This window comes from Streptomyces sp. NPDC002623 (assembly GCF_053592635.1).
In genome coordinates this window covers 18067-37224 of record NZ_JBSFWB010000002.1, presented here as the reverse complement: position 1 = coordinate 37224, position 19158 = coordinate 18067, and the positions used below count along the sequence as shown (strand labels likewise).

At 70.3% G+C, this 19158-nt stretch carries 15 protein-coding genes; all 15 read left to right on the top strand.

Features of this window, described 5'->3' with window-relative positions; all coding sequences use genetic code 11:
- Positions 1-183 precede the first annotated feature (183 nt).
- Positions 184-1326 (top strand): ArgS-related anticodon-binding protein NrtL, encoded by a 1143-nt coding sequence (nrtL, locus tag ACWD4O_RS02810; protein ID WP_451276790.1) that lies wholly within the window; start codon positions 184-186, stop codon positions 1324-1326.
- Between the two features lie 50 nt (positions 1327-1376).
- The gene (gene lysA / locus ACWD4O_RS02805) at positions 1377-2768 is read left to right on the top strand and encodes a diaminopimelate decarboxylase (protein WP_451276788.1); all 1392 of its coding nucleotides are present in this window, start codon (positions 1377-1379) and stop codon (positions 2766-2768) included.
- Between the two features lie 180 nt (positions 2769-2948).
- Positions 2949-4247 (top strand): homoserine dehydrogenase, encoded by a 1299-nt coding sequence (locus ACWD4O_RS02800; RefSeq protein ID WP_450948922.1) that lies wholly within the window; start codon positions 2949-2951, stop codon positions 4245-4247.
- Positions 4248-4253: 6 nt separating this feature from the next.
- Positions 4254-5312 carry a threonine synthase gene (gene thrC, locus ACWD4O_RS02795; protein WP_358801265.1) on the top strand — a complete coding sequence of 353 codons (1059 nt, stop codon included), beginning with the start codon at positions 4254-4256 and terminating at the stop codon, positions 5310-5312.
- A gap of 304 nt (positions 5313-5616) precedes the next feature.
- Positions 5617-6546: a homoserine kinase gene (thrB, locus tag ACWD4O_RS02790; RefSeq protein ID WP_351903502.1), complete on the top strand. Its 930-nt coding sequence runs from the start codon at positions 5617-5619 to the stop codon at positions 6544-6546.
- Positions 6547-6952: 406 nt separating this feature from the next.
- Positions 6953-8998 carry a transcription termination factor Rho gene (gene rho, locus ACWD4O_RS02785; protein ID WP_451276785.1) on the top strand — a complete coding sequence of 682 codons (2046 nt, stop codon included), beginning with the start codon at positions 6953-6955 and terminating at the stop codon, positions 8996-8998.
- 184 nt (positions 8999-9182) lie between these two features.
- Entirely contained in the window at positions 9183-10934 is a 1752-nt protein-coding gene (locus ACWD4O_RS02780; protein ID WP_451276783.1) for a trypsin-like serine protease, read from the top strand.
- A gap of 169 nt (positions 10935-11103) precedes the next feature.
- Positions 11104-12243: an LCP family protein gene (locus tag ACWD4O_RS02775; RefSeq protein ID WP_451276781.1), complete on the top strand. Its 1140-nt coding sequence runs from the start codon at positions 11104-11106 to the stop codon at positions 12241-12243.
- Positions 12244-12381: 138 nt separating this feature from the next.
- On the top strand, positions 12382-12606 hold the full coding sequence (rpmE, locus tag ACWD4O_RS02770; protein WP_351903514.1) for a 50S ribosomal protein L31: 225 nt from the start codon (positions 12382-12384) through the stop codon (positions 12604-12606).
- Positions 12607-12711: 105 nt separating this feature from the next.
- Positions 12712-13788, top strand: a complete 1077-nt coding sequence (prfA, locus tag ACWD4O_RS02765) for a peptide chain release factor 1 (RefSeq protein ID WP_451276779.1) — start codon at positions 12712-12714, stop codon at positions 13786-13788.
- 36 nt (positions 13789-13824) lie between these two features.
- Complete coding sequence (prmC, locus tag ACWD4O_RS02760; RefSeq protein WP_451276777.1) at positions 13825-14670, top strand: peptide chain release factor N(5)-glutamine methyltransferase; 846 nt, start codon at positions 13825-13827, stop codon at positions 14668-14670.
- Between the two features lie 53 nt (positions 14671-14723).
- Positions 14724-15371 (top strand): L-threonylcarbamoyladenylate synthase, encoded by a 648-nt coding sequence (locus ACWD4O_RS02755; RefSeq protein ID WP_358801270.1) that lies wholly within the window; start codon positions 14724-14726, stop codon positions 15369-15371.
- Positions 15368-16045, top strand: coding sequence for an arsenate reductase/protein-tyrosine-phosphatase family protein (locus tag ACWD4O_RS02750; protein ID WP_358801271.1), 678 nt, complete (start codon positions 15368-15370; stop codon positions 16043-16045). The genes ACWD4O_RS02755 and ACWD4O_RS02750 overlap by 4 nt, the downstream gene beginning before the upstream one ends.
- 298 nt (positions 16046-16343) lie before the next feature.
- On the top strand, positions 16344-17606 hold the full coding sequence (locus ACWD4O_RS02745) for a serine hydroxymethyltransferase (protein WP_451276774.1): 1263 nt from the start codon (positions 16344-16346) through the stop codon (positions 17604-17606).
- Positions 17607-17802: 196 nt separating this feature from the next.
- Positions 17803-19155, top strand: coding sequence for an MraY family glycosyltransferase (locus ACWD4O_RS02740; protein WP_451276772.1), 1353 nt, complete (start codon positions 17803-17805; stop codon positions 19153-19155).
- Positions 19156-19158: the final 3 nt, after the last annotated feature.

Here is a 19158-nt window from a genome sequence, read left to right as displayed (position 1 = left end):
TCGCCGAGTCGCCTCAGGTGTCATGGCGGCGCTGCCTGTCGGTGAGTCGTGCGTGTTGCGTGTTGAGTGTTGCGTGACGCGGTTGTCTGGTTCGGGTGTATTTGGTCCGATCCTCCGTCCGTATCCCGGACCCTCCCCAAACCGGCTCGCGTACCCACCCCCCTCCTCCCATACGCTTGTGCCGTGACCCCCGTCGAGCTGTCTCGGACCGTGCTGCGCGCGGTGCGTTGTGCTGTTGACGACGGGGAGCTCAGCGTGGCCGTTCCTGTGCGGGCCGTGGTCGGGCCGCCGGGGGCCGGCGGGCGCGGGGACTACGCGACCGGCATCGCCCTGCAGCTCGCCCGGTCCGCCGGGCAGCCCCCGCTGCGGGTTGCCGAGGTACTGCGGTCGTATCTTGCGCGGGCCGAAGGCGTCACCGGGGTCGAGATCACCGGGCCCGGGTTCCTCAACATCAGCCTTGACGGTTCTGCCGTCTCCGACCTCGTCCGGCGTATCCGGAGCGAGGGAGTGCGGTACGGGCACAGTGATCTTCTCGCCGGGCGGGTGTTCGAGGTGCGGGTGCCTTACGAGGTGCGGGCCGAGGTTCTCGCCGATGTGCTCGCGCGGATCATCGGGGCGCAGGGCGGTCGTGTCGACGTCCGACATGAAGTCCGGCATGAAGTCCGGCATGAGGTCCGGCATAGGGTCCGGAATGCACTCGGGCGTGGATCAGGCGGGGGCGGCCCCCTTCTGGTCGTTCCTGCGCCCGAGGATCCCGCGTTTCTCGGGCTCGATGCCGCTCGGTGGGCGCTGCTTCATCCTGCCCCGCATGATCGGCCCCGGATCACCGCCGACCACCTGGTCCAGCGAGAGAGCAATCCTCTCTTCCGGGTCCGCTACGCCCACGCCCGTATCCGGGCCGTGCGGCGCAACGCCGCCGACCTCGGGTTCGCCGCCGACCCCGGCCCCAGCCCCGCCTCTTGTCCCGGCCCCGGCCCCGACCCCGCCCCCGGTCCCGACCCCGCGGACGGACGTGATCTCGTCGCCCTTCTCGCGGACTACCCCCGCGTCCTCGCGACAGCCGTCCATGACGTTCCCGATGTTCCCGAAGTCCCTGCCGTCCCCACAGTGACCTCCGCCCCCGACCCCTCCGCTCCCTCCCGTCTCACCCGGCATCTCCTCGCTGTCGCCGACGCCGTCCTCCCCCTCCTCTCCGATGTGCTTCCCCGTGGTGAGGAGAAACCCTCGGCCGCCCACCGTGCCCGGCTTGCGCTTGCCGAAGCTGCCGGGGTGGTGCTGGCCGGCGGCCTGTCCCTGCTCGGCATCGACGCACCCGACCACCTCTGACATCTCTGACCTCTCCGCCATCCCAGAGACTTCTGAAAGAGCACGCCCAGATGAGCCGATCCGCCCACCCCGCCGGGCCCCGCCACGCCGATGTCCTTCCCGAAGGGCACTACTCCGCGCCGCCCGCCGATCTCAACACCCTCGACGCGAAGGTCTGGGCGCAGACCGTCGCCCGCAACGCCGACGGTGTCGTGACCGTCGGCGGTGTCGACGTCCTCAGCCTCGCCGAGCAGCACGGCACCCCGGCCTACATCCTCGACGAGGCCGACTTCCGCGACCGGGCCCGCGCCTGGCGTACCGCCTTCGGGGCCGACGCCGACGTCTTCTACGCCGGCAAGGCGTTTCTGTCCCGGGCCGTCGTGCGGTGGCTGCACGAAGAGGGGCTGAATCTTGATGTGTGCAGCGGTGGGGAGCTGGCCACCGCCCTCTCCGCCGGGATGCCCGCCGATCGCATCGCCTTCCACGGCAACAACAAGTCGAAGGAAGAGATCCGGCGGGCCATCGACGCCGGTGTCGGGCGTATCGTCCTCGACTCGTTCCAGGAGATCGTCCGGGTCGCGCACATCGCGCAGGAGCTCGGGAAGCGGCAGCGGGTCCAGATTCGGATCACGGTCGGGGTCGAGGCGCACACGCACGAGTTCATCGCCACCGCCCACGAGGATCAGAAGTTCGGGATTCCGCTCGCCGGCGGGCAGGCCGCCGAGGCCGTGCGGCGTGCTCTCCAGCTCGACGGGCTCGAGCTGGTCGGGATCCACTCCCACATCGGGTCGCAGATCTTCGACATGTCGGGGTTCGAGGTCGCCGCGCACCGGGTGGTCGGGCTGCTGAAGGACGTCCGCGACGAGCACGGGGTCGAGCTGCCCGAGATCGACCTCGGCGGTGGGCTCGGGATCGCCTACACGAGTGACGACGATCCGCGGGAGCCGCACGAGATCGCCAAGGCGCTCACCGAGATCGTCACCCGGGAGTGCGAGGCCGCCCGGCTGCGGACGCCGCGCATCTCCGTCGAGCCCGGGCGGGCCATCGTCGGGCCGACCGCCTTCACCCTCTACGAGGTCGGCACCGTCAAGCCTCTCGACGGGCTGCGGACGTACGTCTCCGTCGACGGCGGCATGTCGGACAACATCCGCACCGCGCTGTACGACGCCGAGTACAGCGTCGCGCTCGTCTCCCGGACCAGCGATGCCGCGCCCATGCTCAGCCGGGTCGTCGGCAAGCACTGTGAGAGTGGGGACATCGTGGTCAAGGATGCGTTCCTGCCGTCCGACCTGGCGCCCGGCGACCTCATCGCCGTGCCCGCCACCGGTGCCTACTGCCGGTCCATGGCCAGCAACTACAACCATGTGCTGCGGCCGCCCGTCGTCGCCGTGCACGAGGGGGCCTCGCGGGTCGTCGTGCGGCGGGAGACCGAGGAGGATCTGCTGCGGCTCGACGTCGGCTGAGTCACCCGGAGTAAAAGAAAAGAAGCGGAAAGCGTGGGCGGAGAATCTTCTGTCTGGCGCCCCTGTGAAAATGAAATAGATGTCTCACGATCCGGACCGGGGATAGAAACTCCGGTCCGGTGGGTGAGACTGGGTCAACCGGAAACAACCGTAGACGGTATGAGGAAACGAGGTCGGATGATGCGTACGCGTCCGCTGAAGGTGGCGCTGCTGGGCTGTGGAGTGGTCGGCTCAGAGGTGGCGCGCATCATGACGACGCACGCCGACGACCTCGCCGCGAGGATCGGGGCCCCCGTGGAACTGGCGGGCGTGGCCGTCCGGCGGCCCTCCCGGGTCCGGGACGGCATCGACCCCTCGCTCGTCACCACCGACGCCACCGCTCTCGTCAAGCGCGGCGACATCGACGTCGTCGTCGAGGTCATCGGCGGCATCGAGCCCGCCCGTACGCTCATCACCACCGCCTTCGAGTACGGCGCGTCCGTCGTCTCCGCGAACAAGGCGCTGCTCGCCCAGGACGGCGCCGCGCTGCACGCCGCCGCCGAGGAGCACGGTGAGGACCTCTACTACGAGGCCGCCGTCGCCGGCGCCATTCCGCTGATCCGGCCGCTGCGCGAGTCCCTCGCCGGGGACAAGGTGAACCGGGTGCTCGGGATCGTCAACGGCACCACCAACTTCATCCTCGACAAGATGGACAGCACGGGCGCCGGGTATCAGGAGGCCCTCGACGAGGCCACCGCCCTCGGGTACGCCGAGGCCGATCCGACCGCCGACGTCGAGGCCTTCGACGCCGCCGCCAAGGCCGCCATCCTCGCCGGGATCGCCTTCCACACGCGCGTGCGCCTGGACGACGTCTACCGCGAGGGCATGACCGAGGTCACCGCCGCCGACTTCGCCTCGGCGCGGGCGATGGGCTGCACCATCAAGCTGCTCGCCATCTGTGAGCGGGCGGCCGACGGGGGCTCCGTCACCGCGCGCGTGCACCCGGCGATGATCCCGCTGACCCACCCGCTCGCCTCCGTCCGCGGCGCCTACAACGCCGTGTTCGTCGAGTCGGACGCGGCCGGGCAGCTCATGTTCTACGGTCCCGGCGCCGGCGGTTCTCCCACCGCCTCCGCCGTGCTCGGCGACCTCGTCGCCGTCTGCCGCAACCGGCTCAGCGGGGCGACGGGGCCCGGCGAGTCGGCGTATGCCGCCCTGCCGGTGTCACCGATGGGTGATGTCGTCACCCGCTACCACATCAGCCTTGACGTCGCGGACAAACCGGGCGTTCTCGCTCAGGTGGCCACCGTCTTCGCCGAGCACGGGGTGTCGATCGATACCGTGCGGCAGCAGGGACGCCAAGACGGCGGCGGCGAGGCCTCTCTCGTCGTCGTCACCCATCGCGCGTCCGACGCCTCCCTGACCGGGACCGTCGAGGCGCTGCGCAAGCTCGACACCGTGCGGGGTGTCGCCAGCATCATGCGGGTTGAAGGAGAGTAACCAGCAATGACCCACCAGTGGCGCGGAATCATCGAGGAGTACCGGGACCGGCTGCCGGTATCCGACAGCACGCCCGTCGTGACGCTCCGTGAGGGCGGCACGCCCCTCGTGCCCGCGCAGGTGCTCTCCGAGCGCACGGGCTGCGAGGTCCACCTCAAGGTGGAGGGCGCCAACCCCACCGGGTCCTTCAAGGACCGCGGCATGACCATGGCGATCACGCGGGCCAAGGAGGAGGGCGCGCAGGCCGTCATCTGTGCCTCTACGGGCAACACGTCTGCCTCTGCCGCCGCCTACGCGGTGCGCGCGGGCATGGTCTCGGCCGTCCTCGTGCCGCGCGGCAAGATCGCGCTCGGCAAGATGGGGCAGGCGCTCGTCCACGGCGCGAAGATCCTCCAGGTCGACGGCAACTTCGACGACTGCCTCACGCTCGCCCGTGAGCTGAGCGACAACTACCCGGTGGCGCTGGTCAATTCGGTCAACCCGGTGCGTATCGAGGGTCAGAAGACGGCCGCGTTCGAGATCGTGGACATGCTCGGGAACGCCCCCGACATCCATGTGCTGCCGGTCGGCAACGCGGGCAACATCACCGCGTACTGGAAGGGCTACCAGGAGTACGCCGCCGACGGCATCGCCGCGCAGACGCCCCGGATGTGGGGCTTCCAGGCGTCCGGCAGCGCCCCGATCGTGCGCGGCGAGATCGTCAAGGACCCGTCGACGATCGCCACCGCGATCCGCATCGGCAACCCCGCCTCCTGGAAGTTCGCGCTGGCGGCGCAGGAGGAGTCCGGCGGCTTCATCGACGAGGTGACGGACCGTGAGATCCTGCGCGCCTACCGGCTGTTGGCCGCTCAGGAGGGCGTCTTCGTGGAGCCCGCGTCCGCCGCGTCCGTGGCCGGTCTGCTGAAGGCCGCCGAGCAGGGCAAGGTCGACCCGGGGCAGCGGATCGTCTGCACGGTCACCGGCAACGGGCTGAAGGACCCCGACTGGGCCGTCGCCGGCGCCCCGCAGCCGGTCACCGTCCCGGTCGACGCGGTCACGGCGGCCCAGCGCCTCGGCCTCGCCTGAGCGACCCACGCGTGACGAGTCCCCGACGGGCGACCTTCCGACTTCCGAAGGCGACCCGCCGGGGGCTTTCCGCAACGGGGGTGCACAGGGGGCTTGCGACACGCATCGTGCGCCTCCTGTGCGCCCTATGTCGCCGCAGAACCTTCCTTCGATAGGCTGTACTGAACCCGCCCGCCGCATATGCCGCAGTGCCGCGTCGCCGCCAGCCAGTGGCCGTCGCCCGTAGCCGTCGCGGTCCCAGGGTTCTCCCATACGCATCGAATGTCATTCGACAGTCCCGCAGCTCAAGGAGAGTCATCGCGAGATGGCCGGTCCCGCCTTCCGCGCCGCCCCCGTCCGGGTGCGCGTCCCCGCCACCAGCGCCAACCTCGGCCCGGGCTTCGACGCCTTCGGCCTCGGGCTGGGGCTCTACGACGACGTCGTCGTCCGGGTGGCCGACTCCGGGCTGCACATCGACATCGCGGGGGAGGGCAGCGAGACGCTGCCGCGTGACGAGAAGCATCTTCTCGTCCGCTCCCTGCGCACCGCGTTCGACGTCCTGGGCGGCCAGCCGCGCGGCCTGGAGATCGTCTGCGCCAACCGCATCCCGCACGGCCGGGGACTCGGTTCCTCCTCCGCCGCGATCTGCGCCGGCATCGTCGCCGCGCGCGCGGTGACCATAGGCGGCGAGAGCAGGCTCGACGACGCCGCCCTGCTCGAACTCGCCACCGAGATCGAGGGGCACCCGGACAACGTCGCGGCCTGTCTGCTGGGCGGGTTCACCCTGTCCTGGATGGAGTCGGGCGCCGCGCGGGCGATCAGGATGGACCCTGCCGATTCCATCGTTCCGGTGGTTTTCGTGCCCGGGAAGCCGGTTCTCACCGAGACCGCGCGCGGACTGCTCCCGCGCTCCGTTCCGCACGTCGACGCCGCCGCCAACGCGGGCCGGGCCGCGCTGCTCGTCGAGGCCCTCACCCGGCGCCCCGAACTGCTGTTGCCCGCCACCGAGGACCGGCTGCACCAGGAGTACCGCGCACCGGCGATGCCGGAGAGCGCGGCGCTCGTGGAGCGGCTGCGCGCCGACGGGATCCCCGCGGTCATCTCCGGCGCGGGACCCACGGTGATGGCGCTGACCGACGCGGCCACGGCCGACAAGGTCGAGGCCTCGGCCGGTGCGGACTGGGCCGCAAACCGCCTGGCCATGGACTTGCAGGGGGCGTGCGTGCTGCCTCTTGCACCCTCCGGCGACATTTAACAAGCGCACGGTTGCCGGATTTCGAGAGGGGGAATGTTTGTTGGATCCGGTAGTGTTAACCTCAAGTCTGCACCCGACCCCACCATGGCGAGGTGCTTCGTGTCCCCGTCAGGGACAGACATTCTTCCGGGAGCTCCCCAAGCCGCACTGCGTTCCGTACGTCGTACCTGGGCAGTACGCCGTGCAACGACGCTGAGCGGTCCACGGGGCACGCTCCGGAATCGGTGCGACCACGCCACGTGACACTGGGTGTCACGGCTCGTCGAGGAAGCGCCATCACCAGAAAACTCTTCCGCCGCTCCGGCGGACAACCGCCCCGGCTTCGCCACAGCAAGGACCGAAGTCGGACAGCACAACCGGTCGCCGAGCCAGACAGGCCGACGTCCGCTCCAGGGAAGGACCCTTCGTGAGCGACACCACCGATCTGATGGGCGCACGTGTCGAGGAGACCGCTGCCGCGCCCGCCACGGACGCCTCCGCGCCTGCCAGCGGTGCCGGCTCCCGGCGGCGCCGCGGCACCGGCCTCGAGGGCATGGTGCTGGCCGAGCTGCAGCAGGTCGCATCGGGCCTCGGCATCAAGGGCACGGCGCGTATGCGCAAGAGCCAGCTGATCGAGGTCATCAAGGAGGCGCAGGCGGGAGGGGGCTCCGCGGCCCCCAAGGCGGCTGCCGCCCCGGCCGGGGAGGTCGCCGAGACCAAGCCCAAGCGCCGTGCCACCTCGAAGAGCCGTACGGGCGATGCCGCCGAGAAGACGGCGGAGGCCGCTCCGGCCGAGGCCGCCGCCGAGAAGGCCGTGGCCCAGCAGCAGATCGAGATTCCCGGCCAGCCGGCCGGCGGGAACGAGGCCCCGGCCGAGCGCCGTCGCCGCCGCGCCACCGCCGAGGCGGGCAGCCCCGAGACGGTCGTCGCCGAGGCGAAGAGCGCCCCGAAGGCCGAGACGCCCGCCGCGGTGCAGACCGAGGCCCCCGCGCAGCCGCAGGGCGACGCCAAGAACGACGTCGACGGTGGCGAGGGCCGCCGTCGCGACCGCCGTGAGCGTGGCCGCGACCGTGGCGAGCGCACCGACCGCGGGGAGCGCGGCGACCGCCGCAAGAGCGAGGACCAGCAGGGCGGCCAGCCGCAGCGCGGCGGCCAGCAGCAGGGTTCGCAGCAGAGCGGTGGCCGTCAGGACCGTCAGCAGCGCGACAACGGCCCGCAGGACGACGACGAGTTCGGCGACGGCCGGCGTGGCCGTCGCGGCCGCTACCGCGACCGTCGTGGCCGTCGTGGGCGTGACGAGATCGGCGCCGCCGAGCCGCAGGTCGCCGACGACGACGTGCTGATCCCCGTCGCGGGCATCCTGGACATCCTCGACAACTACGCCTTCATCCGTACGTCGGGCTACCTGCCGGGCCCCAACGACGTGTACGTGTCGCTGGCCCAGGTCCGCAAGAACGGTCTGCGCAAGGGCGACCACGTCACCGGCGCGGTCCGTCAGCCCAAGGACGGCGAGCGCCGCGAGAAGTTCAACGCGCTGGTCCGGCTGGACTCCACCAACGGCATGGCGCCCGACTCCGGGCGCGGGCGACCGGAGTTCAACAAGCTGACCCCGCTCTACCCGCAGGACCGCCTCCGTCTGGAGACGGACCCGGGCGTGCTGACCACGCGGATCATCGACCTCGTGTCGCCGATCGGCAAGGGCCAGCGCGGTCTGATCGTGGCCCCGCCGAAGACCGGCAAGACCATGATCATGCAGGCGATCGCCAACGCGATCACGCACAACAACCCCGAGTGCCACCTGATGGTCGTCCTGGTCGACGAGCGTCCGGAAGAGGTCACCGACATGCAGCGGTCGGTGAAGGGCGAGGTCATCTCCTCGACCTTCGACCGCCCGGCCGAGGACCACACCACGGTCGCCGAGCTCGCCATCGAGCGCGCCAAGCGGCTGGTGGAGCTGGGCCACGACGTCGTCGTGCTGCTCGACTCGATCACCCGTCTGGGCCGTGCGTACAACCTCGCCGCCCCGGCCTCCGGCCGCATCCTCTCCGGTGGTGTCGACTCGACGGCCCTCTACCCGCCGAAGCGCTTCTTCGGTGCGGCCCGCAACATCGAGGACGGCGGCTCGCTGACCATCCTCGCGACCGCGCTGGTCGACACCGGGTCCCGCATGGACGAGGTGATCTTCGAGGAGTTCAAGGGCACCGGCAACATGGAGCTCAAGCTCGACCGGAAGCTCGCCGACAAGCGCATCTTCCCGGCGGTGGACGTCGACGCGTCCGGTACCCGTAAGGAAGAGATCCTGCTCGGCAACGAGGAGCTGGCCGTCACCTGGAAGCTGCGCCGGGTGCTGCACGCGCTCGACCAGCAGCAGGCGATCGAGCTGCTCCTCGACAAGATGAAGCAGACGAAGTCGAACATCGAGTTCCTCATGCAGATCCAGAAGACGACGCCGACGTCGGGCAACAACGACTGACGACGGTCCGAAAAAGGCTGGAAAGAAAGGGTCGCCCCCCGTTCTCGGGAGGCGGCCCTTTCCGCTGTTCCACGACGGGGTACGATCTCGCCTTCGGTCATGTTTTCGACCACGAACTTTCAGATCCCGAGGGGGGACTTGAGTGGGTACACCCACGTCCGGGGGACGGCGTCACAGACGTCGGATGCGGATCGTTCTGCCGGTCGCCGCGGCCGGCCTCGCCGCCGCGGTGGCCGGTGCGTTGCTGACCTCGTCGGCGCAGGCGGCCGAGGCGCCGCCGACGCCCAAGGCCAGCGCTCCGTCGGCGAAGGAGCTGCAGAAGCGGCTCGACATCGCCGTGGCCGGTGACGACGTCGCGGGCAAGACGTCGAAGGCGTCCCTGAGCGCGAGCGAAGGCGCCGCCACCACGATCAACCCGAAGATCATCGGCGGCACCACCACCACGATCACCACGGCGCCCTGGATGGCGCAGCTCTGGTACGGGGACGATCGTGGCACCCCCGACAACACCAGCGACGACATCGGCTTCTTCTGCGGCGGCGCGGTCGTGTCGCCCACGAAGATCCTCACCGCCGCGCACTGCGTCAAGGGCTACGACTGGAAGGCCAACGGCGCGATCGTCACCGGCACGTCGCAGCTGCCGTCCGAGGGCGACCTGCACGGCGGCACCGTCAGCGGCGTGTGGCTCCAGTGGAACCACTGGTCGTACAGCGCGTCGTCGCTGGACAACGACATGGCGGTGCTGACCCTGCCGAACCCGATCAAGGCCACGCCGATCCCGATGATCACGTCGGCCAACACCGGGTCGTACGTGGCGGGCACCAAGGCCAAGGTCTACGGCTGGGGCCGCACCAGCTCCACCAGCCAGGACATCTCCGACACGCTGAAGACCGCCACGCTGCCGATCCAGTCGGACACCACCTGCGCGAACTACTACGGCGCCGACTTCGTCAAGGGTCACATGGTGTGCGCGGGTGACCCCGCCACCGGCAGCGACGAGGGCACCAACTCCGCCTGCAACGGCGACTCCGGCGGTCCGCTGGTCTACGGCGGCCGGATCGTGGGCGTCGTCTCCTGGGGCGTGACGGACTGCGTCGAGAGCGGTGCGTACAGCGTCTTCAGCAAGGTCACCTCGTTCGTCGGCACGGTCTATCCGCGCATCGACGACACCAACCTCAGCGGTGACCACAACGCGGACCTGTTCGTGCGCAACTCCAGCAACCAGACCGGCTACGAGCTGGACTCCAAGGGCACCTCGCTGGCCGCGCGGCTGTCCTGGGGCACCTGGAGCGGCTACAACCTCATCGTGCAGGCCGACCTGGACCGTGACGGCTACCAGGACCTGATCGTGCGCCGCACGTCCGACGGGGACGTCTTCTGGAAGCACTACGTGCCCGCCAGCGGAACCTGGGCGAACAAGCTCATCGGCGACAACTGGAAGTCCCGGCTGGCGATCGTCGCCCCCGGTGATGTCACCGGCGACTACCTGCCCGACCTGGTCTCGGTGGACTCCGCCGGCGTGCTGTGGATCTACCCGGGCAAGGGCAACGGCAGCTTCGGCGCCGTGTCGAAGGCGGGCACGGGCTGGAACAGCTTCAACGTCGTGCGCGGCCACGGCGACTTCAACAACGACGGCAAGGCCGACCTGCTGGCCCGCAACAAGACCAGCGGCGCGGTCTACCTGTACCGCGGCCGGGGCGTCACCGGCACGGGCGCCTTCGCGCCGGGCCTCAAGGTGGCGACCTGGAGCAACACCACGTACAACGCGTTCGCCACGGTCGGCGACGTCAACGGCGACGGCAAGGCGGACCTGCTGGCCCGCACGCCCGCCGGCAAGCTGGTCCTGTACCGGGGCAACGGCGGCGCCACAAATGTGATCTTTTCCGCAGCGCTGTCCCTCGGCACGACGTTCAAGCAGTACGACATTCTCGGCTGAGTTCGGCCGAAGACGCAGGTGAGCGGTGTGCTCCACGCCCACTTGCGGAACGCTCCGTGTCCGGTCCGCAGCGGATCGGACACGGAGCGTTTGTGCAACCCTGTCCCGAGTTTCCCCGTCTGACCTGACGGAGTGACGATGGTGAGGTTGCACGAGAACAGAGGAGCACATGTCCGCCGACAGCACGCCGGAGCCCGGCATACCGGGTGAGGCCGGCACGACGAGCGGCGCGGCCGGCGGCAACGGCCCGCGCCACCGCAAGCAGCGAGGCAGGCACAAGGGGCTGCTGATCGCCGCGTGGACCGCCGCGGGCATCCTCGTACTGGGCGGCACCGGTGTGGGCTACCTGTACTTCAAGCTCAACGGGAACATCGAGAGCGTCGACATCGACCAGGCGCTGGGCACCGACCGGCCCACCAAGGTCGACAACGGCTCCGAGAACATCCTCGTCCTCGGCTCGGACACCCGCTCCGGCGCCAACAAGAAGCTCGGCGGCGGCGCCGACGACGGCAGCGCCCGCTCCGACACCGCGATGATCATCCACGTGTACGAGGGCCACAAGAAGGCCGGCGTGGTCTCCCTGCCGCGGGACACCCTCATCGACCGCCCCGCCTGCACGGACACCAAGGGCGTCACCCACGACGCCGCGTCCGACGTCATGTTCAACTCGGCGTACTCCACGGGCGGCGCCGCCTGCGCCGTGAAGACGGTCGAGTCGATCAGCGGCGTCCGGATGGACCACTACCTGGAAGTCGACTTCTCCGGCTTCGAGAAGCTCATCGACGAACTCGGCGGCGTCGAGGTCACCACGACCAAGGCCATCGACGACCCCGACAGCCATCTGAACCTCAAGGCGGGCACGCACACCCTCACCGGCGAGCAGGCGCTCGGCCTGGTCCGCACCCGGCACGGCGTCGGCGACGGCTCCGACCTCGGCCGCATCCAGCTCCAGCAGGCCTTCATCAAGGCCCTGGTCGAGCAGGTCAAGCACGTCGGCCTGTTCACCGGCGGCACGAAGCTGTACGACCTCGCCAACACCGCGACCAAGGCCGTCACGACCGACTCCGACCTCGGCTCGCTGAACTCCCTGATGTCCTTCGCGAACGGTCTGAAGGGCATCAGCTCGGCGAACATGAACATGGTGACGATGCCGGTCGTGTACGACCCGGCCAACCCCAACCGGGTCATCGTCGCCGAGGCGAAGGCGAAGCAGGTCTGGACGGCGCTGAAGAACGATCTGCCGATCCCGAAGGCGGCGACCGAGGGCAACGCGACCGGCGAGGCGGCGGGGGTCGTGAGGTCGTCCTGAGGGCGCCGGGAATAGAAATCGGCAACCCCCGGTTTTGGGGGATGCGGCCAGTCCTGGCAGACTGGTACGTCGGCCCCGGTTCACGCTGGTCGTGTCCCGCGACAGCGACCCGGAGCCCTCCCGAAACTAGGAGACACCTTGAAGCGCGACATCCACCCCGAGTACGTCGAGACGCAGGTCAGCTGCACCTGTGGCGCGTCGTTCACCACCCGTAGCACGATCGAGAGCGGTTCCATCCGCGCCGACGTCTGCTCCGAGTGCCACCCGTTCTACACGGGCAAGCAGAAGATCCTCGACACCGGTGGCCGTGTGGCCCGCTTCGAGGCCCGCTTCGGCAAGGCTTCCGCCGGCTCCAAGAAGTAGCGAGCCCCTTTTCGCCGGTCCACGGTCGTGTCCCCGCCCAGGGGCACGCCGGGACCGGCGTTTTTGGTCGCCCGCCCTTCCCCCACGCACGTCTAGGAGCCCACCATGTTCGAGGCCGTCGAGGAGTTGCTCGGTGAGCACGCCGACCTGGAGACGAAGCTGGCCGATCCGTCGGTCTTCGCCGACCAGGCCAACGCGCGCAAGCTGAACAAGCGTTACGCCGAGCTGACCCCCATCGTCGGCACCTACCGCTCCTGGAAGCAGACCGGCGACGACATCGAGACCGCGCGCGAGTTCGCCGCCGACGACCCCGACTTCGTGGCCGAGGTCAAGGAGCTGGAGAAGCAGCGCGAGGAACTCACCGAGAAGCTGCGCCTGCTGCTCGTCCCGCGGGACCCCAACGACGACAAGGACGTCATCCTCGAAGTCAAGGCGGGCGCGGGCGGCGACGAGTCGGCGCTGTTCGCCGGCGATCTGCTGCGGATGTATCTGCGGTACGCCGAGCGCGTGGGGTGGAAGACCGAGATCATCGACGCCACCGAGTCCGAGCTGGGCGGCTACAAGGACGTCCAGGTCGCGGTGAAGACCAAGGGCGGCCAGGGCGCCACCGAGCCCGGGCAGGGCGTGTGGGCGCGGCTGAAGTACGAGGGCGGCGTGCACCGGGTGCAGCGGGTGCCCGCGACCGAGTCGCAGGGGCGGATCCACACCTCCGCCGCCGGTGTGCTCGTCACGCCCGAGGCCGAGGAGGTCGACGTCGAGATCAACGCGAACGATCTCCGCATCGACGTGTACCGGTCCTCCGGTCCCGGTGGCCAGTCCGTCAACACGACCGACTCCGCGGTGCGCATCACGCACATTCCCACCGGAGTCGTCGCCTCCTGCCAGAACGAGAAGAGCCAGCTGCAGAACAAGGAGCAGGCGATGCGTATCCTGCGCTCCAGGCTGCTCGCAGCGGCAGTGGAGGAAGCGGAGCGGGAGGCCGCCGACGCCCGTCGCAGCCAGGTCCGCACCGTCGACCGCTCCGAGAAGATCCGCACGTACAACTTCCCGGAGAACCGCATCTCGGACCACCGCGTGGGCTTCAAGTCGTACAACCTGGACCAGGTCCTGGACGGCGACCTCGACGCGGTGATCCAGGCCTGCGTCGACGCGGACTCGGCCGCCAAGCTCGCAGCCGCGTAAGGCACCGCACGCACCAGTACGACACGGAGGACTTGCGTGAACCTGCTGCTCGCAGAGGTGGCCCAGGCCACCCAGCGGCTGGCCGACGCCGGCGTGCCCTCGCCGCGCAACGACGCGGAGGAGCTCGCCGCGTTCGTGCACGCCGTGAAGCGCGGTGAGCTCCACTCCGTCAAGGACTCCGACTTCGACGCCCGCTACTGGGAGACCATCGCCCGGCGTGAGCAGCGTGAGCCGCTGCAGCACATCACCGGGCGGGCCTTCTTCCGGTATCTGGAGCTCCAGGTCGGCCCCGGAGTCTTCGTGCCACGCCCCGAGACCGAGTCCGTGGTGGGCTGGGCCATAGACGCCGTACGCGCCATGGACGTCGTCGAGCCCCGGATCGTCGACCTGTGCACCGGCAGCGGCGCCATCGCGCTCGCCCTCGCCCAGGAGGTCCCGCGCTCCGCCGTGCACGCCGTGGAGCTGTCCGAGGACGCCCTGCGCTGGACGCGCAAGAACATGGAGGGGTCCAGGGTCGACCTGCGTCAGGGCGACGCCCTGGACGCCTTCCGCGACCTCGACGGCCAGGTCGACCTGGTCGTCTCCAACCCCCCGTACATCCCGCTCACCGAATGGGAGTACGTCGCTCCCGAGGCGCGGGACTACGACCCCGAACTCGCCCTGTTCTCCGGCGAGGACGGCCTCGACCTGATCCGGGGCATCGAACGCACCGCACACCGGCTGCTCCGTCCGGGCGGTGTCGTCGTCATCGAGCACGCCGACACCCAGGGCGGCCAGGTGCCGTGGATCTTCACCGAGGAACGGGGGTGGGCCGACGCGGCCGACCACCCCGACCTCAACAACCGCCCGCGCTTCGCCACCGCCCGCAGGGCGATGCCGTGAGCGCGCCCCACACTTGTGACCCGCAGCAGTACGTGTACGAGGAGGCCCGCTAAATGGCTCGGCGATACGACACCAACGACGCGACCGACCGCGTGACCGGTCTGCGCGAGGCCGCGTCCGCCGTCCGTCGTGGCGAGCTCGTGGTCCTGCCGACCGACACGGTGTACGGGATCGGCGCCGACGCGTTCTCCTCGGAGGCCGTCGTCGACCTCCTCGCGGCCAAGGGGCGGGGCCGCAACATGCCCACTCCGGTGCTGATCGGCTCTCCGAACACCCTGCACGGCCTGGTCACGGACTTCTCCGAGCTGGCCTGGGAGCTGGTCGACGCGTTCTGGCCGGGCGCGCTGACGCTCGTCGCCAAGCACCAGCCGTCCCTGCAGTGGGACCTGGGGGACACCCGGGGCACGGTCGCAGTGCGCATGCCACTGCACCCGGTCGCCATCGAGCTGCTGACGGAGGTCGGCCCGATGGCGGTCTCCTCCGCCAACCTGACCGGCCACCCCGCGCCGGAGAACTGTGACCACGCGCAGGAGATGCTCGGCGACTCCGTCTCCGTCTACCTCGACGGCGGCCCGACCCCCGGCAACGTCCCGTCCTCGATCGTCGACGTCAGCCGAGAGGTGCCGCTGCTGCTGCGTGAGGGCGCGATCACCGTGGACGAGCTGCGGAAGGTCGTACCCGACCTCGAGGTGGCGAATTGACAGCCCCTGACGCGGGGCGTGGCATAGGCAACGGGGAACGTGCCGCGGAACAGACGACGACGTTCGGGTTTCCGCGCGACACCTTCCGCATCCTCCACGTCAGCACCGGAAACGTCTGCCGCTCGCCCATCACCGAGCGGCTGACCCGGCATTTCGTGTCCCAGCGGCTCGGCCTGCTGGGCGGCGGGCTGATCGTGGAGAGCGCGGGCACCTGGGGCCACGAGGGCGCGCCGATGGAGGCCAACGCGGAGACCGTGCTGGCCGACTTCGGCGCGGACGCCACCGGCTTCACCGGCCGCGAGCTCCTCGACGAGCACGTCATCATGGCCGACCTGGTCCTGACGGCGACCCGCGACCACCGCGCCCAGGTCATCTCCATGGGCCACTCGGCGGGCCTGCGCACCTTCACCCTGAAGGAGTTCACCCGTCTGGTGAACGCCATCGACCCCACTACGCTCCCGCCGCTGGACGAGGGCGTGGTCATGCGCGCCCGCGCCCTGGTGCGCGCCGCGGCGGCGCTGCGCGGGTGGCTCCTGGCCCCCACGCTGGAGGCGGACGAGGTCTACGACCCCTACGGCGCGCCCCTCCCGTTCTTCCGCTCGATCGGCGACGAGATACACGAGGCCCTGGACCCGGTCGTCACGGCGCTGACGGGTGTGCCCGCGCGCGCTTGACGAGGGCCGCACGGAGCCGGCGGACGGTGGCCGCCGCAGCGGCCCGCTGCCCGTGAGGCCCGCAGGGCCGAGCGGTGCGAGGGGCGCGTCGGGGATCGGGTCCCGGTGGTGACAGCCCTGACGGGCGTACCCGCGCGAATGTGACGCGGCAGCGCCCCGAAGGGGCGCGAGGAACTGCGCGACCAGCCACGAAGGCGCCGCAGCAGAACGACGGCACATCGCGGCACGTCCAGCGGAGCGCGTCTTCCGCCCCGGGCCTACATTGGACGTACGTCATCGTCGACGCCCGGAGCGCATCATGTCGGTCACCCATGTCCCCGAGGCCGATGTCCTGCGCCGGCAGGACCCCGAGCTGGCCGAGATCCTGCTCGGGGAACGGGAGCGGCAGGCGACGACGCTGCAGCTGGTCGCCGCCGAGAACTTCACCTCGCCCGCCGTGCTGGCCGCGCTGGGCTCGTCGCTCGCCAACAAGTACGCGGAGGGCTATCCGGGGGCCAGACACCACGGCGGCTGCGAGATCGTCGACGTCGCCGAGCGCATCGCCGTGGACCGCGCCAAGGCGCTGTTCGGCGCCGAGCACGCCAACGTACAGGCCCACTCGGGCTCCTCGGCGGTGCTGGCCGCCTATGCCGCCCTGCTGCGGCCCGGGGACACCGTCCTCGCGCTGGGGCTGCCCTACGGGGGCCATCTCACCCACGGCTCGCCGGCGAACTTCTCCGGGCGCTGGTTCGACTTCGTCCCCTACGGGGTGGACGCGGAGACCGGGCTCGTCGACCACGAGCAGGTCCGCACGCTGGCCCGGAGCCACCGGCCCAAGGCGATCGTGTGCGGGTCCATCGCCTACCCCCGCCACCTCGACCACGCCTTCTTCCGGGAGGTGGCCGACGAGGTCGGGGCCTATCTCATCGCCGACGCCGCCCACCCCATCGGGCTGGTCGCCGGGGGCGCGGCGCCCAGCCCGGTGCCGTACGCCGACATCGTCTGCGCCACCACGCACAAGGTGCTGCGCGGGCCGCGCGGCGGGATGATCCTCTGCGGCGCCGAGCTCGCCGAGCGGGTGGACCGGGCCGTCTTCCCGTTCACCCAGGGCGGCGCGCAGATGCACACCATCGCCGCGAAGGCGGTCGCGTTCGGCGAGGCGGCAACACCGGCGTTCACCGTGTACGCCCATCAGGTGGTCGCCAATGCGAGGGTTCTGGCGGCCGCTCTGGAGGAGGCGGGGCTGGTCGTCACGACCGGCGGCACCGACACCCATCTCATCACCGCCGACCCGGCGCCCCTCGGCGTCGACGGGCGCACCGCGCGCGGGCTGCTCGCGGCCGCGGGGATGGTGCTGGACTGCTGCGCCCTGCCACACGGCGGAGCCGGATATGTCACGGCTGCCCACGTCCGCGGCCTGCGCTTGGGCACCGCCGCGGTCACCACCCAGGGCATGGGGGAGCAGGAGATGAGGCGGATCGCGGCGCTGCTCGCGGGGGTGCTGCGGGACGAGATCGAGGGCAAGAAGGCCCGTGAGGAGGTGCGTGAGCTGACCCTGGCGTTCCCGCCCTACCCGGGCTGAAACCGGGGCGTACGCACGTCGTACGCGCCCCGTGGACACCTCTGTGCACACCCCCTGGCGCTCCTTCTCACAGCCTCACGTGAAACCATCGTCACTACCCGGAAGTCCTCACACATATGCGACACATATGCGCCGAGTAGGAGTCGATCGCTAGGGTGTGGGACTGAGATGGCCAGCGAGACCTGTGGGGAAGCCCGTGCGTGAATACCTGCTGACGCTCTGCATCACGGCCGCGGTGACGTATCTGCTGACAGGGCCGGTACGTAAGTTCGCGATCGTGGCCGGAGCGATGCCGGAGATCAGGGCCCGTGACGTGCACCGGGAACCGACTCCGCGGCTCGGCGGGATCGCGATGTTCTTCGGCCTGTGCGCCGGTCTGCTGGTCGCCGACCATCTGACCAACCTCAACGAGGTCTTCGAGAAGTCGAACGAGCCGCGCGCCCTGCTTTCCGGGGCGGCGCTGATCTGGCTGATCGGCGTCCTGGACGACAAGTTCGAGATCGACGCCCTGATCAAGCTGGGCGGCCAGATGATCGCCGCCGGCGTCATGGTCATGCAGGGTCTGACGATCCTGTGGCTGCCCATCCCGCTGGTCGGCACGGTCGCGTTGACCCAGTGGCAGGGCACCCTGCTGACGGTGGCGCTGGTCGTCATCACCATCAACGCCGTCAACTTCGTGGACGGCCTGGACGGCCTCGCCGCGGGCATGGTGTGCATCGCGTCGGCCGCGTTCTTCATGTACGCCTACCGCATCTGGTACTCGTACGGCATCGAGGCCGCCGCTCCGGCGACGCTGTTCGCGGCGATCCTGATGGGCATGTGCCTGGGCTTCCTGCCGCACAACATGCATCCCGCCCGGATCTTCATGGGCGACTCGGGCTCGATGCTGATCGGGCTGGTGCTGGCCGCGGGCGCGATCTCCATCACGGGGCAGGTCGACCCCGATGTCATGAAGCTGTTCTCCGGGTCCGAGCGCAACGCGGTCCACCAGATGGTGCCGGTCTACATCCCGCTGGTGATGCCGCTGACGATCATCGCGATCCCGGCCGCCGACCTGGTCCTGGCGATCGTGCGCCGCACGTGGCGCGGCCAGTCGCCGTTCGCCGCGGACCGCGGGCATCTGCACCACCGGCTGCTGGAGATCGGCCACTCGCACAGCCGTGCGGTGCTGATCATGTACTTCTGGTCGGCGCTGATCGGGTTCGGCGCGCTCGCCTACTCCGTCAACGCGGCCTCGATGTGGATCGTCCTCGGTGTGGTGTTCCTCAGCGCGATCGGGTTGCTGCTGCTCCTGCTGCCGCGCTTCACGCCGCGTGCGCCGCGCTGGGCCGAGTCGTTCGTCCCGCCGCGCTACCGGCGCCCGACGGCCGCCCCGGGCGAGATCCTGATGTCCGCCCCCGCCGCGGTCGCCGTGTCGGCAGCCCCGTCCGAGCGCGTCGCGGAGACGGTCCCGGCCCGCGAGCCGGGCGTCCCGCGCACCCTGCACGGCAGCACGGCCCTGTCGGAGCGCACCGCCCGCCTGCGCACCCAGGAGCGCGAGCGCGCGTAGCGG